Annotated in this window: 3 protein-coding genes (1 of these 3 running past the window's edge); all 3 read left to right on the top strand. The window is 70.9% G+C overall.

Annotated features, from left to right (window positions below; genetic code table 11):
- Positions 1 to 17,073 carry the 3' portion of a non-ribosomal peptide synthase/polyketide synthase gene (locus tag J2N69_RS28140; protein ID WP_230903178.1) on the top strand. It extends 13,902 nt beyond the left edge of the window, so 17,073 of the gene's 30,975 nt are visible here — the last part of the coding sequence; its start codon lies off the left edge, out of view; the stop codon is at positions 17,071 to 17,073.
- Positions 17,074 to 17,179: 106 nt separating this feature from the next.
- Positions 17,180 to 18,421, top strand: coding sequence for an MFS transporter (locus J2N69_RS28145; protein ID WP_230903179.1), 1,242 nt, complete (start codon positions 17,180 to 17,182; stop codon positions 18,419 to 18,421).
- A 179-nt stretch (positions 18,422 to 18,600) separates the two neighbouring features.
- Positions 18,601 to 19,404 carry a thioesterase II family protein gene (locus J2N69_RS28150; protein ID WP_230903180.1) on the top strand — a complete coding sequence of 268 codons (804 nt, stop codon included), beginning with the start codon at positions 18,601 to 18,603 and terminating at the stop codon, positions 19,402 to 19,404.
- Positions 19,405 to 19,422 lie beyond the last annotated feature (18 nt).

Consider the following 19,422-nt stretch of genomic DNA (forward strand, 5'->3'; position numbering starts at 1 on the left):
CAGGTGGTGAGCCGCGAGAACATGGGGCGCCTTGCCTCGATGTATCGGCGGGTTCTTGAGGCGATGGCCGCTGATCCGCTGGGTGATGCGGGTGCGGTGTATCTGCCGGAGGGTGAGGAGGAGCGGCTGCTGGGTGAGTGGGGTGCCGGCGCTGCGGTCGAGGTGCCGGTTGACCGGCGGGTGCACGAGGTCTTCGCCGAGCAGGCCGCCCGCACGCCCGACCACACCGCCGTCACCTGCGGCGACCAGCGTCTGACGTACGCCGAACTGGACGCGCGCGCCAATCAGATGGCCCACCACCTGATCGCCCTCGGCGCCGGTCCCGGCACGTTGGTCGGGCTTTCGTTGGAGCGGGGGATCGATCTGATCCCGTCTCTGTTGGGTGTGTTGAAGTCGGGTGCGGCGTATCTGCCGTTGGATCCGGCGAATCCGGATGAGCGGTTGGCGACGATTTTGGAGGATGCGGCCGCGCCGATCCTGGTGACGCAGCGCAGCCTGGTCGACCGGTTGTCTTCCTTCACCGGGCGTCTGGTCGTCATCGACGAGGACGAAGACAGGGCTCAGATCGACGGATGTGCGTCCGACGCGGCCCCGGTGACCGTGGGTGTGCCGGACGATCTGATCTACGTGATCTATACGTCTGGTTCGACGGGCAAGCCGAAGGGTGTTGGGCTCAGTCACGCCAATGTGCTGCGGTTGTTCAGCAGCAGTGAGCGGCACTTTGGGTTCGGTGCGGATGATGTGTGGTCGCTGTTCCACTCGTATGCGTTTGATGTGTCGGTGTGGGAGATGTGGGGTGCGCTCCTGCACGGGGGCACGCTGGTGGTGGTGCCTGCGCAGGTGACGCGGTCGCCGGAGGAGTTCTTGGATCTGCTGGTCCAGGAGCGGGCGACGGTTTTGTGTCAGACGCCGACGGCGTTTCGGTCGCTGACGGCGCTTGCGGGGGAGGGCGATCCGAGGATCGGGCAACTCGCCTTGCGTGTCGTGGTGTTCGCCGGAGAGCGGCTGGATCTGAGTGAGCTGCGGCCCTGGACCGACCGGGTCGGTATCGAGCGTCCGGCGTTGGTGAACATGTATGGGATCACCGAGACGACCGTGCACTCCACGTATCACCGCATCACCGCTGAGGACATGGCCCATCCGGCGCTCAGCCCGGTCGGGTATCCCTTGGATGACACCGTCATTCATCTCTTCGACGCCCACGGAAACCTCGTCCCGGTCGGCGTTCCGGGGGAGATCTATGTCTCGGGTCCGGCGGTGTCGCGTGGGTACCTCGGGCGGCCGGAGCTGACGGCTGAGCGGTTTGTGCCGGACCCGTTCGGTCCGGCGGGTTCGCGGTTGTATCGCAGTGGTGACCTGGCGTTGCGGCGTCCGGACGGGAGTCTGGAGTCGCTTGGTCGTATCGACAAGCAGGTCAAGATCCGTGGGTATCGGATCGAGCTCGGTGAGATCGAGAACCGGCTGCGCGAGCACCCGGCGGTCAAGGACGCCGTGGTCGTGGCCCGCGAAAGCCACACCGGAGAGAAATCCCTGGTGGCGTACGTCGTCGGCGGGGCGAACGCGGCATCGCTGCGGGAACACCTCGCGCCGGTCCTGCCGGACTACATGGTCCCGGCGGCCTTCGTGGCCATCGACGCCATCCCGCTGACCACCAACGGCAAGCTCGACCACCGTGCCCTGCCCGCCCCCGACCAGACCGCCTACACCGGCGGCCGGAACATCGCTCCCCGTACGCCCGCCGAAGAGCGTCTTGCCGCGGTGTGGGGCGAGGTCCTTGATGTGGCCGAAGTGGGCGTCGAGGACAGCTTCTTCGAGGTCGGCGGTGACTCCATCCGGGCCGTCCGTCTCGTCGGCGCGTTGCGGGCCGCCGGGTACGACATCGACGTACGGGAGATCTTCGAGCACCGCACGATCGCCGCGCTCGCCGCCCGACTGTCCGGGCAGGGCGGGGGTGTCTCACTGATCCGTGCCGTGGCGCCGTTCGCGCTCGTGTCGGCGCAGGACCGTGCCGCCCTGCCGGCGGACGTCGTGGACGCCTATCCGCTGTCGCAGATCCAGACCGGCATGCTGGTGGAGCTGCTGCGCGCCGGTGACCTGCACACGTACCACAATCTGACGTCCTTCCGGATCCCGGACGAGCACGTGTTCTCGGCGGAGGCGTTCCGGGCGGCCGTGGACACCGTCGTCGCGCGCCACGACATCCTGCGTACGTCGATGCATCTGTCCGGCTACTCCCAGCCGATGCAGCTCGTCCACGCCTCGGCCGTCCTGCCCGTGACCGTGCACGACTGGCGGGGGCTCGACGCCGCCGAACAGCAGCGGCTCGGCCGGGCGTACGCGGACGAGGACCGTGCCGCAGGCTTCGACCTGGACTCCGCGCCGCTGCTGCGGATCGGCGTCCAGCTGGAGTCCGACAGCGCCTGGCGCCTGACGCTGAGCCACTGCCACGCGGCGACCGAGGGCTGGAGCTACCACTCCCTCCTCATGGAGATCCTCGACTGCTACCGCGAGCTGCGCGACGGGCGTGAGCCGGCCGCGTTCGTGGCGCCCGCCGTGCGGTACGCCGACTTCGTCGCGGCCGAACTCGACTCCCTGGCGAGCGACGAGGACCGCGCCTTCTGGCAGGACGTGGTGCGCGGGCACGCTCCGCTGACGCTGCCCGACACCTGGGCCGACGAGGACGGTGACGCCGGTGACCACCACCGCGTGTACGTTCCGTTCGCCGACCTGGAGGAGGGCCTGGGGCGGCTGGCGGCACGTGCGCGTACGTCGCTGAAGAGTGTGCTCCTTGCGGCGCATCTGAAGGTGCTTTCGACGGTGACGACGGAGGACGCCTTCCACACCGGTGTCGTGTACCACGGTCGTCTTGAGGCCCCGGACGCCGAGCGGGTGTTGGGCATGCACCTCAACACGCTGCCATTCCCGGCGACTCGGCCTTCAGGCAGCTGGCTGGAGCTGGTGGAGGGGGTGTACGCCCAGGAGACGGACATCTGGGCCCACCGCCGCTACCCCCTGCCCGCCATCCAGCGGGCCTTGGGCGAGGTTCAGCGACTGATCTCCGTGCTCTTCGAGCACCAGAACTTCCACCAGGTCGACCGCGACGCCGTGGACATGGACGCCGGACTCAACTCGTCGCCGAACGAGTTCGCGCTGAGCGTGGTATCCGGCAATGGCCGGTTCAACCTCGGGACCTCCACCGACGTACTCGGCCGGGACGCACTGCGCAGGATCGGCGATCTGTACCGGCGGGTCCTGGAGGCGATGGCCGCCGACCCGGACGGGGACGCCACGGTGGTGCCCCTCGCCCAGGACGATCTCGAACGGCTCCTGATCGACTGGAACACCGCGAACACCACGAACACCACGAGCACTTCGAACACGACCAACGTCACGAACACCAAGGCCGAGCAGCCGGTCGAGCAGTGCGTGCACGAGGCGTTCGCCGCCCAGGCCGCCCTTACGCCCGACCACACCGCCGTCACCTGCGGCGACCACGGTCTGACGTACGCCGAACTGGACGCGCGCGCCAACGGGATCGCGCACCGGCTGCGCGACTTCGGCGCAGGACCGGACACCGTCGTCGCCGTCCTCCTGGACCGCGACCTCGACCTGATGCCCACCCTGCTCGGCGTCCTGAAGTCGGGCGCCGCCTATGTGCCGCTGGACCCGCACAACCCCGACGACCGCCTCGTCCACATCCTGACCGACGCGCGGGCCGGCATCCTCGTCAGCGCGAGCGGCCTCGCGGAACGGGTGACGGGTGACTTCGAGGGCGAGCTGCTCCTCGTCGACATGGAAGACGCGAGCGCCTGGCCGGTCACCGCGCCCGAGGGGCTGAGCGGCCCCGACGACCTGGCCTACGTGATCTACACCTCCGGATCCACCGGCATGCCCAAGGGCGTAGGCGTCAGCCACGCCAACGTGCTGCGGCTGTTCCGCGTGACCCGTCAGCAGTTCGCGTTCGGCGACACCGACGTCGTGACACAGGCCCACTCGTACGCGTTCGACGTGTCCGTCTGGGAGATGTGGAGCGCCCTGCTGCACGGCGGTCGCCTGGTGGTCGTGCCCCCAAACGTCGTCCGCTCGCCGGACGAGTTCCTCGACCTGCTCGTCGCGGAACAGGTCACCGTGCTGCTGCAGACCCCGACGGCGTTCCGCGCCCTCAGCGCGTCCGCCGACGACGGCGACCCCCGCTTCGACCGGCTCGCCCTGCGCCTGGTCGGCTTCGGCGGCGAGAAGCTGGAGACGGCCGAACTGCGGCCGTGGGTCGCCCGGATGGGACTCGACGCACCGGCCCTGGTCAACCTCTACGGGCCGACCGAGACCACGATGCACGCCTGCTACCACCTCGTCGGCGCCGACGACCTCGCCCACCCCCGCCGCAGCGACATCGGTCACCCCCTGGCCGACCTGAGCGCCCACCTCCTCGACCCGCACGGACACCTCGTGCCCGTCGGCGTGCCCGGCGAGCTGTACGTGGGCGGCCCGGCCGTCGCCCGCGGCTACCTCGGCAGGCCCGCGCTGACCGCTGAGCGCTTCGTGCCCGACCCGTTCGGGCCCGCGGGCGAGCGGCTCTACCGCACCGGTGACCTGGCCCGCCGACTGCCCGACGGATCCCTGGACTTCCTCGGCCGCATCGACGACCAGGTCAAGGTGCGCGGCTACCGCATCGAGCTCGGCGAGATCGAGAGCCGACTGCGCGAGCACCCGGCGGTGCGCGACGCCGTCGTGACCCTCACCGAGCCCGCCCCCGGACACAAGGTCCTCACCGGCTACCTCGTCCCGGCAGGACCCGTGCCGACCGCCGCGGAACTCCGCGACCGTCTGGCATCCGTCCTGCCCGAGTACATGGTCCCGGCGGCCTTCGTCCCCATCGACACCGTCCCCCTGACCACCAACGGCAAGCTCGACCACCGCGCCTTGCCCCTGCCCGGCAGCGACGCCTTCGCCACCGCCCACCGTCTCGCGCCCCGGACCCCGGTCGAGGAGCGTCTTGCCGCGGTGTGGGGCGAGATCCTTGATGTGGCCGAGGTCGGCGTCGAGGACAGCTTCTTCGAGGTCGGGGGCGACTCCATCCGGGCCGTCCGTCTCGTCGGCGCATTGCGGGCCGCCGGGTACGACATCGACGTACGGGAGATCTTCGAGCACCGCACGATCGCCGCGCTCGCTGTCGTGGTCGAGGGGCGGTCGGCCGCCGAAGTGACGGCGGCGGTGGAGCCGTTCGCGCTGATCGGTGCGGAGGACCGGCTCGCCCTGCCGGTGGACGTCGTGGACGCGTACCCGCTGTCGCAGATCCAGACCGGCATGGTCGTGGAGATGCTGGCCGCGCGGAGCGAGGGCCGGGACGTCTATCACAACATCAACTCGTTCCGGATCCCGGACAAGCGGCCGCTGGACGCCGAGGCACTGCAGCGCGCGGTGGACGTGGTCATGTCCCGCCACGACATCCTGCGTACGTCCGTGCACCTCGGCGGCTTCTCGCAGCCGTTGCAGGTGGTGCACGCGCGGGTGGAGCCGACGGTGGAGGTCGTCGACCTGCGCGGCCGGGACGCGACCGCCGCCGGTGAGGAGTACGCGGCGCGCGAGCGGGCCCGCGGCTTCGACCTGACCACGGCTCCGCTGATGCGGTTCTGCGCGCACATCGAGTCGGATGACGCCTGGCGTCTGACGGTCAGCCACTGCCATGCCGTGACCGAGGGCTGGACGCTCAACACATTCCTCATGGAACTCCTCGACGTCTACGGCCAGTTGGCCCGCGTGGGCGGCGACGGCGGCGAGGTCACGCAGTACGTGGCTCCGTCCGTCCGGTACGCCGACTACATCGCCGCCGAGCTCGCCTCCCTGGCGAGCGACGAGGACCGCGCCTTCTGGCAGAATGTCGTCGGCACCCACACCGCGCTGCGTCTCCCGGCCACCTGGGCCGACGACGACGGCACCCCGGAGGACTTCCACTGGGCGCAGGCACCGTACGCCGACCTGGAGGACGGACTCCGTCAGCTGGCGGCACGTGCGCGTACGTCGCTGAAGAGTGTGCTCCTCGCGGCGCATCTGAAGGTGCTGTCGACCGTGACGACGGAGGACGCCTTCCACACCGGTGTCGTGTACCACGGTCGTCTTGAGGCCCCGGACGCCGAGCGGGTGTTGGGCATGCACCTCAACACCCTGCCGTTCCCGGCGACTCGGCCCTCCGGCAGCTGGCTGGAGCTGGTGGAGGGTGTGTATGCCCAGGAGACGGACATCTGGGCCCACCGCCGCTACCCCCTGCCCGCCATCCAGCGGGACTCCGGCGACAGCCGACGGCTGATCACCACCCTCTTCGACCACCAGAACTTCCACCAGGTCGACCGCGACACCGTCGACGTCGAGGGCGGGCTCGGCGACGGCACGAACGAGTTCGAGCTCAGCGTCGTGGCGTCCGGCGGGCGGATCACCCTCGGTGCGGGCACCCATGTGTTCGGCCGGGACGCCCTGCGACGCCTCGCGGACCAGTACCGGCGGGTCCTGGAGGCCATGGCCGCCGACCCGCACGGGGATGCGGGCGACCCCTGCCTGCCGCAGGACGAGCTGACCCGGCTGCTCGTCGAGTGGAACACCACCGTCGAGCAGCCGGTCCACCACCGCGTGCCGGACGTCTTCGCCACACATGTCGCCACCGACCCTGACGCGGTCGCCGTCACCTGCGGGGACCGGCACCTGACCTACGCCGAACTGGACAAGCGGGCCAACCGGCTTGCCCACCACCTGATCGGCCTCGGCGCAGGACCCGGCACCGTCGTCGGCGTCTCGCTAGAACGCGACATCGACCTCGTGCCGACCCTGCTCGGCGTGCTCAAGTCGGGGGCCGCGTACCTTCCGCTCGACCCGACGAACCCCGTCGACCGCCTCGCGTACGTCCTCGACGACGCGGGAGCGGCCCTGCTGGTCACCAGGGCCGCGCACGTCGCCACCTTCGACGGGATCCACGAGGGTCCCGTGGTGCTCCTGGACGGCGAGACGGACCGGGCCGCCCTCGCGACCCGCCCGGACACCGCGCCCGCGGTCGCCGGTACGCCGGACGACCTGATGTACGTCATCTACACGTCCGGTTCGACGGGCAGGCCGAAGGGCGTCGGCCTCAGCCACGCCAACGTCCTGCGCATGTTCACGGCCATCACAGAGGAGATGCGCTTCAGTAGGGACGACGTGTGCACGCAGGCACACTCGTACGCCTTTGACTTCTCCGTGTGGGAGATGTGGGGCGCGCTCCTGCATGGCGGCCGTGTGGTGATCGTGCCGACCGACGTCGGCCGGTCGCCGGAGGAGTTCCTCGACCTGCTCGTGGAGCAGCGGGTGACCGTCGTGTGCCGGATCCCGTCGGCGTTCCGCCAGCTCGCCGCGCTTGCCGCCGATGGTGACGAGCGCATCGACCGGCTCGCGCTGCGGGCCGTGGTCTTCGGCGGTGAACGCCTCGACACGGCCGAACTCCAGCCGTGGGTCGACCGGGTGGGCCTCGACAAGCCGATGCTCGTCAACCTGTACGGCCCGACCGAGATCACCGTCCACTGCACCTTCCACCGCGTGGACGCCGACGACTTCCGCCGTCCCGCGCGCAGCGTCCTCGGCCGGCACCTGACCGACCTGCGCGTCCACCTCCTCGACGGCCATGGACGGCTCGTCCCGGTCGGCGTCCCCGGCGAGATCCACGTCGGCGGCCCCGGTCTCGCCCGCGGCTACCTCGGCAGGCCCGCGCTGACCGCGGAGCGCTTCGTGCCCGACCCGTTCGGGCCCGCGGGCGAGCGGCTCTACCGCACCGGTGACCTGGCCCGCCGACTGCCTGACGGACGACTGGAGTTCCTCGGCCGCATCGACGACCAGGTGAAGGTACGCGGCTACCGCATCGAGCTCGGCGAGATCGAGACCGCGCTGCGCGAGCACCCGGCTGTCGCCGACACGGTGGTCGTCGCCCGCGAGGACCGGACGGGGGAGAAGTCCCTCGCGGCGTACGTCGTCCCGGTAGGACATGGAGACGAAGCCGCATCCGGCCTCCTTCGGGAGCACCTGGCCGCCACCCTGCCGGACTACATGATCCCGGCCGCGTTCGTCACGCTGGCCGCGGTGCCGCTGATGGCCAACGGCAAAATCGACCACCGGGCGCTGCCCGCGCCGGACCGCGACGCCTTCGACACCGGCACGTACGTCGCCCCGCGCACCCCCGTCGAGGAACGTCTCGCCTCCGTCTGGGGCGAGGTCCTCGGCCTTGACCGGGTCAGCGTGGAGGACGGCTTCTTCGACCTGGGCGGTGACTCGCTGCGCGCCGTCCGCCTGGCCGGGGCGCTGCGCGCCGCCGGGTTCGACGTGTCCGTCCAGGACGTCTTCGCGCACCGCACCGTCGCCGGACTCGGCACGCACCTCGCGGGACAGGGCGGGGGCACCTCACTGGTCACCACCGTGGCCCCGTTCGCCTTGATCGACGAGGCGGACCGGGCCCTGCTGCCGGCGGACGTGGTGGACGCGTATCCGTTGTCGCAGATCCAGACCGGCATGCTTGCCGAGACCATGGCGGGCAGCCCCGACGGACGGGCCGTCTACCACAACCTCAACTCCTTCCGGATCCGGGACGACAAGCCGTTCTCGCTCGCCGCGCTCCAGGAGGCCGTCGACACGGTCGTGGCCCGCCACGACATCCTGCGCACGTCGATGCACCTGTCCGACTACTCCCGGCCGCTCCAACTCGTCCACGCCACCGCCGACTTCGCCGTGACCCTGCGCGACCTGCGTGGCCTGGACGCGGCGGAGCAGGAGCGACGCAAGGCCGAGTACGTGGCCCAGGAGCACGCCGTCGTCTTCGACCTGACGACCGCCCCCCTGATGAACGTCTCGGCGCTCCTGGAGAGCGACGACGCCTGGCGGCTCAACTTCACGTACCACCACGCCGTTTCCGAGGGCTGGAGCTACAACGCCCTGATGATGGAGATCGTCGAGTGCTACCGCAGCCTGCGGGACGGTGGCGAGGCACCGGAGTACGAGGCGCCTTCCATCCGGTACGCGGACTTCATCGCGAGCGAGTTGGCGTCCGTGGCGAGCGCGGAGGACCAGTCGTTCTGGCGCGGGGTCACGGACGGGCACGCCCCGCTCCGACTGCCCGAGACGTGGGGTGACCCGGAGGGCAGCAGCGAGGAGCGGCACGGCCTGCAGGTTCCGTTCGCGGATCTGGAGGGGCGCCTGCGGGAGCTGGCGCGTACGGCAGGCACCTCGCTGAAGAGCGTGCTCCTTGCGGCGCATCTGAAGGTCCTGTCGGCGCTGACGCCGGACGAGGCATTCCACGCGGGGGTCGTCTACCACGGCCGCCTGGAGGCTCCAGGCGCTGACCGGGTGTTGGGCATGCACCTCAACACCCTGCCGTTCCCGGCGACTCGGCCTTCCTCCGGCACCTGGCGGGAGTGGGTGGAGCGGGTCTACGCCCAGGAGACGGACATCTGGGCCCACCGCCGCTACCCCCTCCCCGCCGTCCAGCGGGACGCCGGAAACTCCCGACACCTCATCTCGGTGCTCTTCGAGTACCTCGACTTCCACCACGTCGACACCGACACGGTCGACACCGCGCAGGGCCTGAACGACGGCATCAACGAGTTCGCGATGAACGTCATTCCGACCAAGGGCAACTTCAACCTCGGCTCCACGACGGATGTGATCAGCGGGGAGAACCTGCGGCGTCTGGGGTCGATGTACCGGTCGGTGCTTGAGGCGATGGCGGCGGATCCGGAGGGGGATGCCGGGGTCGCGTGTCTGCCCGAGGGGGAGTTCGAGGCGGTCTCGGACGTCACCCAGTGGGGCGGTTGTGCGGGTGCGCTGGAGTTGTTCGCGGGGCAGGTGGCGGATCATGCCGGTGAGGTTGCCGTCGTCTGCGGTGAACAGCGGGTCAGCTACCGGGAGTTGGAGGAGCGGTCGAGTCGTCTGGCCGGGCATCTGCGGGGTGCCGGTGTCCTGCGCGGCGGTGTGGTGGGGCTTGCTCTGCATCGGTCGCCGGATGTGCTGGTGAGCATGCTGGCGGTATGGAAGCTGGGTGCGGCTTATCTGCCGATTGACCCTGCGCTGCCGGCTGAGCGTGCCGCATACATGGCCGAGGATGCCGGGGCAGTGCTGGTGGTCACGGATGACTACCTTGCCGCGCATCGTGCGGAGATCGAGGCTTTGCCCTCGGTGTTTGATTCCGTTGCCGTGGATCCGGAGCAGGTGGCTTACGTCCTGTACACGTCCGGCTCGACCGGGCGGCCGAAGGGTGTGGTGATCAGTCACCGCGCGCTGCACAACTTGCTGGCCTCGCTGCGGGAGCGGCTGGGCTCGGGTTCTGGAGACGTGTGGTTGGCGTCGACGTCGATCTCGTTCGACATCTCGGGTCTTGAGCTGCATCTGCCGCTGATCACGGGTGGGCGGGTCGTTCTGGCCGGTGACACCGAGGCCAAGGACGCCACCGCGCTGCGGGCGCTCACGGACGTACATGGTGTGACCCATGTGCAGGCGACCCCCTCGGGCTGGCGCCTGCTGCTGGCGGCCGGGTTCAGTGACCGCTCGGTAGTGGCATTGACCGGTGGCGAACCCATCGACGCCGAGCTGGCTCAGGAACTCTCCTCACACGTAGGCCGGTTGGCCAATGTGTACGGGCCGACGGAGACCACCATCTGGTCGTCGTTCTGGGATGTTCCCGATGTCCTGGACGGCGTCTCGATCGGTGGCCCCCTCGCCAACACCCAGCTGTACGTGCTGGATTCGCAGGGGCAGCCGGTGCCGTCGGGAGTCGTCGGTGAGTTGTACATAGCCGGTGATGGTCTGGCGCACGGCTATCACGCGCGGCCTGGGCTGACCGCCGAGAAGTTCTTGCCCAATCCGTATGGGTCGGTTGGTTCGCGGTTGTATCGCACGGGTGACCTGGCCCGTCGTCTGGCCGACGGCAGCTTTGAGTGTCTGGGGCGTATCGACAGTCAGGTGAAGGTACGGGGCTATCGCATCGAGCTCGGTGAGATCGAGTCGCGGCTGCGGGAACTCCCGGGCATCGAGACCGCGGTGGTCGTCGCCCGCGAGGACCGGGCCGGGGACAAGACCCTGGTGGCGTACCTCGTCGGCGAGGCGGCCTCGGCCGACTTGCGCGGACGACTCGGCAGCACGCTTCCCGAGTACATGGTCCCGGCGGCGTACGTGACGCTCGACGCGATTCCGCTGACCAACAGCGGCAAGGTCGACCACCGCGCCCTGCCCGCCCCAGACCAGACCGCCTACGCGGGCGGGCGTCGTACCGCTCCGCGCACGCCGGCCGAGGAGCGACTGGCCGGAATCTGGGCCACCGTCATGGAGCAGGACGAGGTGGGGGTGGAGGACAGCTTCTTCGACCTCGGCGGTGACTCCATCCGGGCCGTCCGTCTGGTCGGCGCCCTGCGCGCCGCCGGTTACGACGTCGACGTCCGCGCGGTCTTCGAGCACCGCACCGTCGCCGCACTCGCCGTCCACCTCACCGGCACCGAAGGGGCGTCCCTGCTCACCGCGGTGGAGCCCTTCGGACTGCTCGGCGATGAGGACCGTGCCGCGCTCCCGGCGGACGTGGTGGACGCGTATCCGCTGTCGCAGATCCAGACCGGCATGCTCGTCGAGATGCTGGCGGCGCAGGAGCAGGGCAGGTCGGCGTACCAGAACATCAACTCCTTCCGGATCCCGGACGATCAGCCGTTCTCCGCGGAGGCGTTCCGCGCCGCCGTCGACCACATCACGCACCGCCACGAGACGCTGCGCACCACGCTCCACCTCACCGGCTACTCCCGGCCGCTCCAGCTGGTGCACGACACGTCCGCCGTACCGGTGATGGTGCACGACCTGCGTGGCGAGAGCACACAGGGGCAGCATGCGGCACTGCGGGAGTTCGGTGCCGAGGAGCAGGCGACGGGCTTCGCGTTGGCCGACGCCCCCTCCTTGCGGATCGCGGTGCACCTGGAGTCGGACGACGCCTGGCGGATCACCTTCACGTACGTCCACGCCATCGCGGACGGCTGGAGCTACCACACCCTCCTCATGGAGATCGTGGACTGCTACCGCAGCCTGCGGGACGGCGGTGGGGCCCCGGTGCACGAGGCGCCCCCCGTCCGGTACGCGGACTTCGTCGCCGCCGAACTCGCCTCGCTGGACGGCGATGAGGACCGGGCCTTCTGGCAGGACGTCGTCGAGCGCCACGCCCCCGTCTCCCTCCCGGAGAGCTGGGCGGACGCCTCCACGAACCTGCCGGGGACGCACGAGCAGTCGATCCCCTTCAGTGACCTGGCCGATGGCCTCCTCGCCCTGGCCCGGCAGTCCCATACCTCCCTGAAGACAGTCCTGTTGGCGGCGCACCTGAAGGTCCTGTCCTCCCTCACACCGGACGAGTTCTTCCACGCGGGTGTGGTCTTCCACGGCCGTCTGGAGGCGCCGGGTTCGGACCGGGTGTTGGGCATGCACCTGAACACCCTCCCGTTCCCCGCGACTCGGCCCTCGGGTACCTGGCTGGAGCTGGTGGAGCGGGTGCACGCGCAGGAGACGGACATCTGGGCCCACCGCCGCTACCCGTTGCCCGCCATCCAGCGGGACACCGGCGACGGCCGACGCCTGGTCTCCGTGCTCTTCGAGCACCTGGACTTCCACCAGGTCGACACGTCCGCCGTCGACGTGTCCGCCGGTCTGAACGACGGCGCGAACGAGTTCGCGCTCAGTGTGGCCGCATCCCAGCGGCACATCGCGCTGATCGCCTCTGCCGAGACGATCGACGGGGCGAACCTGCGGCGCCTCGCGGCCCTGTACCGACAGGTGCTGGAGGCGATGGCCGCCGACCCGGCGGGCCCGGCGGGCGAGGCACACCTTCCGCCCGAGGAGCTGACCGCCGCGCTTTCGGCACCTGCCGTTACCGAGTGGGGTGCTCGTGTGGGTGCGCTGGAGTTGTTCGCGGGGCAGGTGGCGGATCGTGCCGGTGAGGTTGCCGTCGTCTGTGGTGAACAGCGGGTCACCTATGGGGAGTTGGGGGAGCGGTCGAGTCGTCTGGCCGGGCATCTGCGGAGTGTGGGTGTGCTGCCTGGCGGTGTAGTAGGTCTGTCGCTGGAGCGGACGCCGGATGTGCTGGTGAGCATGTTGGCGGTGTGGAAGCTGGGTGCGGCGTATCTGCCGATTGACCCTGCGCTGCCGGCTGAGCGTGCCGCATACATGGCCGAGGATGCCGGGGCTGTGCTGGTGGTCACGGATGACTACCTTGCCGCGCATCGTGCGGAGATCGAGGCTTTGCCCTCGGTGTTTGATTCCGTTGCCGTGGATCCGGAGCAGGTGGCTTACGTCCTGTACACGTCCGGCTCGACCGGGCGGCCGAAGGGTGTGGTGATCAGTCACCGCGCGCTGCACAACTTGCTGGCCTCGCTGCGGGAGCGGCTGGGCTCGGGTTCTGGAGACGTGTGGTTGGCGTCGACGTCGATCTCGTTCGACATCTCGGGGCTTGAGCTGCACCTGCCCCTCATCACCGGCGGGCGGGTCGTTCTGGCCGGTGACACCGAGGCCAAGGACGCCACCGCGCTGCGGGCCCTCGCGGACGTACATGGTGTGACCCATGTGCAGGCGACCCCCTCGGGCTGGCGCCTCCTGCTGGCGGCCGGGTTCGACGGTCCCGCTGTCACCGCGCTGGTCGGCGGTGAGGCCATGAGTGCCGAGCTCGCTCAGCAGCTTGGTTCGCACGTAGGCCGGGCGGTGAATGTGTACGGCCCGACGGAGACCACCATCTGGTCGTCCTCCTGGGACGTGCCGCAGGCCCTCGACGGCTGCGTATCCATTGGTGACCCGCTCGCCAACACCCGGCTGTACGTGCTGGATTCGCAGGACAGGCCGGTTCCGGTCGGCGTCACGGGCGAGCTGTGCATCGCCGGTGATGGTCTGGCGCACGGTTACCACGCGCGGCCTGGGCTGACGGCTAAGAAGTTCCTGCCCAACCCGTATGGGCCGGCTGGTTCACGGTTGTATCGCACGGGTGACCTGGCCCGTCGCTTGTCCGACGGCACGTTTGAGTGTCTGGGGCGTATCGACAGTCAGGTCAAGGTGCGGGGCTATCGCATCGAGCTCGGTGAGATCGAGTCGCGGTTGCGTGAGCACCCGGCTGTGAGGGATGCCGTGGTGGTGGCGCGTGCGGATGCGGCCGGGGACAAGAGCCTGGTGGCGTACGTCGTCGGCACGGTGGAAGCGGCCCCGTTGCGGGAGCACTTGGGCGAGGCGCTGCCGGAGTACATGGTCCCGGCGGCCTACGTGTCCCTCGACGCGATACCGCTGACCAACAGCGGCAAGGTCGACCACCGCGCCCTGCCCGCCCCCGACCGGACCACGTACGCATCCGGCGGCCCTCGTACCGCCCCGCGCACGCCCGTCGAGAAGCGGCTCGCCGTCATCTGGTGCGAGCTTCTCGGGGTGGACGGCGTCGCTGTCGAGGACGGCTTCTTCGACCTGGGCGGTGACTCGTTGCGCGCCGTGCGGATGCTGGCGGAGTGCCGCGAGGCCGGGCTGCCGGTGGCCATGTGGATGATCCTCCAGGCGCGCAGCCTCGGCGACCTCGCGTCGCTGACGGCGGCGGCCGAGGCGGACGACGCCCGGTTCCCGGAAGACGGGATGCCTCTGCTGCCGGGCCACCTCAAGTGGCTCGACGGCTACGCGGCCGGGGCGCGCACGGTACGGGTGCCGTGGGACGGGCGGGCCGACGCCGACGTACTGCGCAAGGCGCTGGCGGCCGTGGTCCGACACCACCAGGCGTTGCGGCTGACGCTCGACACCGGCAGTTCGCCGGCCGTCGCGCGGCTCGCCGAGGTCGACGACGGCGCCCTGCTGCGGGTCGCCGACTTCGCGGCCGTACCGGCGGAGCGGCGTGCGGAGGCGGTTCGCGCGGCCGTCGCGGAGAGCGCGGCGGACGTCGACGCGCGCAAGGGCGCCGCTCTGCGCGCCACCCTGGTCCGCTTCGACGACATCCCGGACGACGAACTGTGGCTGTCGGGGCATGAACTCGCCCTGGACCACAGCTCCTGGTCCGTCGTCCTCGCCGACCTCGCGACGGCCGTACGGCTGGTCGCCCGCGGCCGGGTGGTCCAGCTGCCCGAGGTGCCCGTACCGCTGCACGGCTGGGCCCGGCAGCTCGCCGGTCTTGCCGGGAGCGAGGAGATGCTGGACCAGGCCGAGGTGTGGCTGGGTCTGCCCGAGGCACCGCCGCTGCCCGTCGACCACGCGGTTGACCACGCGGTCGGCCATGCGGTCGCCCAGGAGGTTGACCACGAGGTCGGCCACGCAGTGGCGGGTGACGGCAACACCGTCACCGTGGCGCTCCCGGCGGACGAGACCGCCGAGCTGCTGGCCGGTGACCGGCCTGAGCGGCTGCTGCTGTCCACGCTCGGGCGGGTGCTCGCGCGCTGGGCCGACGCGGACCGCATCGGCGTCGAGGTCACGGTCGACCCGCGCCGGGAGGCGTCCGACGAGGCCGCCGCCCTGGTCCGGACCGTCGGCCCGCTGACGGACCGCGTCCCGGTGTCCCTGCGGCTGCCGCGCGACCGTGGCCCCGCGGCCGATCTGGCGTCGGTGACCCGGCAGTTGAGGGCCCTGCCCGCGCCTCGCCACGGTTACGGCCTGCTGCGCTGGCTGGCTCCCGATCCTGACGTCGCCGAGGAGCTGGCGGCTCTGCCCGCCCCGCAGGTCCGGTTCACGTTCACGCCCGCCGATGAGGTCCGCGACGCGGCCCTTCCGTTCGTACCGGAGCATGCGGTCACCCAGGACACGGAGCTGCCCGAAGGGCTGCTCCTGGACGTCGACGCCCGCGTCCGGGGCGACCGGTTGTACCTGCACTGGACCCACCGCCCAGCCGTCCACGAGGAGTCGACCGTCCGCAAGCTGGCAGAAGAACAGATGGCCGAGCTCGGCGCGCTGCTGCGCGACGGAGCGCGAGGCCCGCGGCGCGCTGCCGCCCGCGCGGTCCCGGATGTCCGGGAGGCCGTCGAGGGGGTGATGGCGCGGCACGGCATCCCCGGCGCGAGCCTGGCCCTCGTCCGGGACGGCGAGGTCGCGGAGGTGCACGCCTTCGGGGTCCAGCGCGCGAACCATGCCGTACCGGTCACGGACGACACGGTGTTCGCGGCCGGGTCGATCAGCAAGCACCTCACGGCCTTCACCGTGCTGCGGCTGGTGTCCGACGGGCTGCTCGACATCGACCGCGACATCAACGACTACCTGACCTCCTGGCGGGTCCCCGACGGCCGTCCGGTGACCGCCCGGCTGCTTCTCGGCAACCAGGCCGGCTTCGCCGGGCACCCCGACCTGACGGAGGGCTACGGCCGGCACGACCCGGTGCCGACGGTGCTCGACGTGCTGAACGGACGGGCCCCGGCCCGGACTCCGGCCGCGCGCCGGCAGGACGAGCCCGGCGCGGTGTTCCATCTGACGCCCTTGCACTACTCGGTGCTCCAGCAGGCGATGAGCGACCTGACGGGCGAGGAGTTTCCCGACCTGGTCCGGCGGCTGGTGTTCGATCCGCTGGGGATGACCGGCAGCGGCTTCGAGCCGCGCTACCCCGACCTGTCGGGACGGCAGTTCGCCCACGGCCACGACGCGAGCGGGGCACCGGTGCCCGACGGCTACTACGTCAACCCGGAGGCCGCTGCCGGTGGTCTGTGGAGCACCGCGGCCGACCTCGCCGCGCTGGCCGTCCAGGTCCGGCGCTGCCGCCTGGGGTTGTCGGGCGCCCTCGTGGAGCAGGAGCTCGTACGGGAGATGCTGAGGCCGAGGTCGGGCCGGATGTACGGCTGGAGCACCATCGTCGACGACTCCTCGGGCGACCTGGAGTTCGGCCACGGCGGGCAGGCGTACGGCTACCAGGCCATGACCGGCCTTCGGCTGCACTCGGGTGTCGGCGCGGTCCTGCTGACGAACGCGGTGGCCGGAAGGGAGCTGGTCCGGCATGTGATCGCCACGACCTGGAACGAGCGGACCCGCACGGCGGGCCTGTGGCGGCGTGCCATCGACGACGCGGTACAGCGGGAGCACGGCATGGACGGTTCGGGCGTGCACGGTGTCTGAGCGCCTCGAAGTGTCCGAGACCGTCCCGCCCTCCGCGGCTGCCACGACTGCCACGCCCTCCGCGGCAGCCACGCCCTCCGCAGCTGCCGCGGATGCCGCGGACACCGTGGCATCGCCTTCCGCCCCCCTCCGCCGCAACGCCGACTTCATCCGGCTGTGGGTGAGCGCCGGTGTCTCACGGCTCGGCACGTCACTGACCATGGCGGCGTTCCCGCTCCTTGTCCTGTGGCACACCGGATCGGCCGCCGCGACGGGTCTGGTGACCTTCGCGGCGGCGCTGCCCGGCTTCCTCGTCCAGCTGCCCGCCGGGGCGCTGGTCGACCGCCTCGACCGCCGGAAGCTGATGATCGGCTGCGACGTGGTGGGCGTGCTGGTCGTCAGCAGTGTCGCCGCCACCGAGGTGGCCGGACGGTTCTGGCTGCCGCACCTGATGGCCGCCGCGTTCCTCCTGGCGTCCGTGGCGATCGTCTACCAGCTGTCCGAACGGGCCACCGTCCGGCATGTGGTGAGCCCCGGACAACTGCCGGCCGCGCTCTCCCAGAACGAGGCGCGCGGCGCGGCCATCGGCCTGCTCGGACAGCCCGGCGGCAGCGCCCTGTTCACGCTCGCCCGCTGGCTGCCCTTCGCCACCAACGCGCTGGCCGCCCTGGTCGCCCTCGTCCTGCTGCTCTTCATCCGACGGCGCTTCACGACCGAGCAGCCGCCCGGCCCCAGGGAGCCGCTGCGCGCCGAAGTCACCGCGGGCGTCCGCTGGGTGTGGCGACGGCGGTTCCTGCGCACGATGGTGGGGATCTTCGCCGGCAGCAACCTGGTCTTCCAAGTGCTGCTCCTGTCGGTGATGGTGATCGTCCACGACGGCGGTCACGCGCCCGCGGTCGTCGGCGTCGTCGTCGGCGCGGGCGGCATCGGCGGCGTCCTGGGCGCCCTGTGCGCGTCCTGGTGGCTGCGCAGGGCCAGCCTGTACCGGACGGTGGTGACCGGTTTCGCCGTCTGGACCGTGCTCGTGCCGCTGTCGGTCCTCGCGCGCGACCCCCTCGTCCTCATCGGCACCCTGGCCGGCATCTCCTTCGTGGCGAGCCTCTTCAACGTCGCCGGCGGCATCTACCAGATGCGCGTCACCCCCGACGAACTGCAGGGCCGGGTCAACGGCGCCACCGGCGCCCTGTCCTCCGTCGCGAGCGCCATCGGCGCCCTCGGCGGCGGCTGGCTCCTCGACCGCGCCGGTCTCACCGCCACGGGCGTCGGCGTCGGCGTCATCGTCCTGCTCCTGACCGTGACGGCCGCCGTGAGCCCCGTCGCACGCGCGGAGGGGCGTGACCGCCAAACCGCCGACGCCCCCGCCCCGTAGACGGGGCGTCAGACATGCGTGGCCGCAGTGCAGAAGCGATATGGGCCGCATATAGATGCGGGCGGCAGCGTGTGGGCCGGGCCCGTACGCCCCGCCCGCGGAGCGGTGCGCCGGCGTGCGGTGCCCACCCTCGACCCCTTGCAGGCAAAAGCGCCGCCCGGCGCTCCGGAAGGACTGTGATGACCGAGTCAGCGGACAGGTGGTTCCGCCGCTACCGAGCGACCACCGCACCCCGGCTGCGCCTGGTGTGCCTCCCGCACGCCGGCGGTTCGCCGACCGCCTACCGGACGTGGGCCCGCCGCCTGCCCGAGGACGTCGAGCTCCTTGCCACCTGCTACCCGGGCCGGCAGGACCGGTTCGCCGAGCCCTTCGCCGACTCGATCCAAGAACTCGCCGACGGGGTCGCGCAGGCGCTCCAGCCGCTTCTCGGCACGCCGATCGCCCTGTTCGGGCACAGCATGGGCGCGGTCGTCGCCCATGAGGTGACCCGGCTCCTCGACGCTCGCCACGGGGTGCGCCCGCTGAGGCTCTTCGTGTCCGGTGCCGACGCCCCGCACCGTCGTGAGCGCACCGACCTGCACAGCAGGGGCGACGCCGAATTCCTCGCCGAGATACGGCGGTTGGGCTCGTCGTCCCTGGCGGAGATCGACGACTCCGCCCTCCTGGAGATGGTGCTGCCCGTCATCAAGGCCGACTACCGCCTCGTGGAGACGTACCGCCCGGACCCGGCCGCCAAGACCCGCTGCCCGGTGGTGGCCTACGTCGGTGACCAGGACGAGGACTGCGCGATCGAGGACGTCCGCGCCTGGTCGCAGACCACCACGGCCGGCTTCGAGATGCGGGTCTTCCCCGGCGACCACTTCTACCTGGAGCAGCGGGAACCCGAACTGCTCGCCCACCTCACCGGCCACCTCCGGGCCGACCTGCGCCTGCGCGCGGCCGTCGGCCGGACGGCCGGGGCCGCCGCGGAGCACGGCGCGTGACCACCGACCGCATGACAG

The sequence above is a fragment of the Streptomyces huasconensis genome (genome assembly GCF_021028635.1).
Lineage (GTDB): Bacteria > Actinomycetota > Actinomycetes > Streptomycetales > Streptomycetaceae > Streptomyces > Streptomyces huasconensis.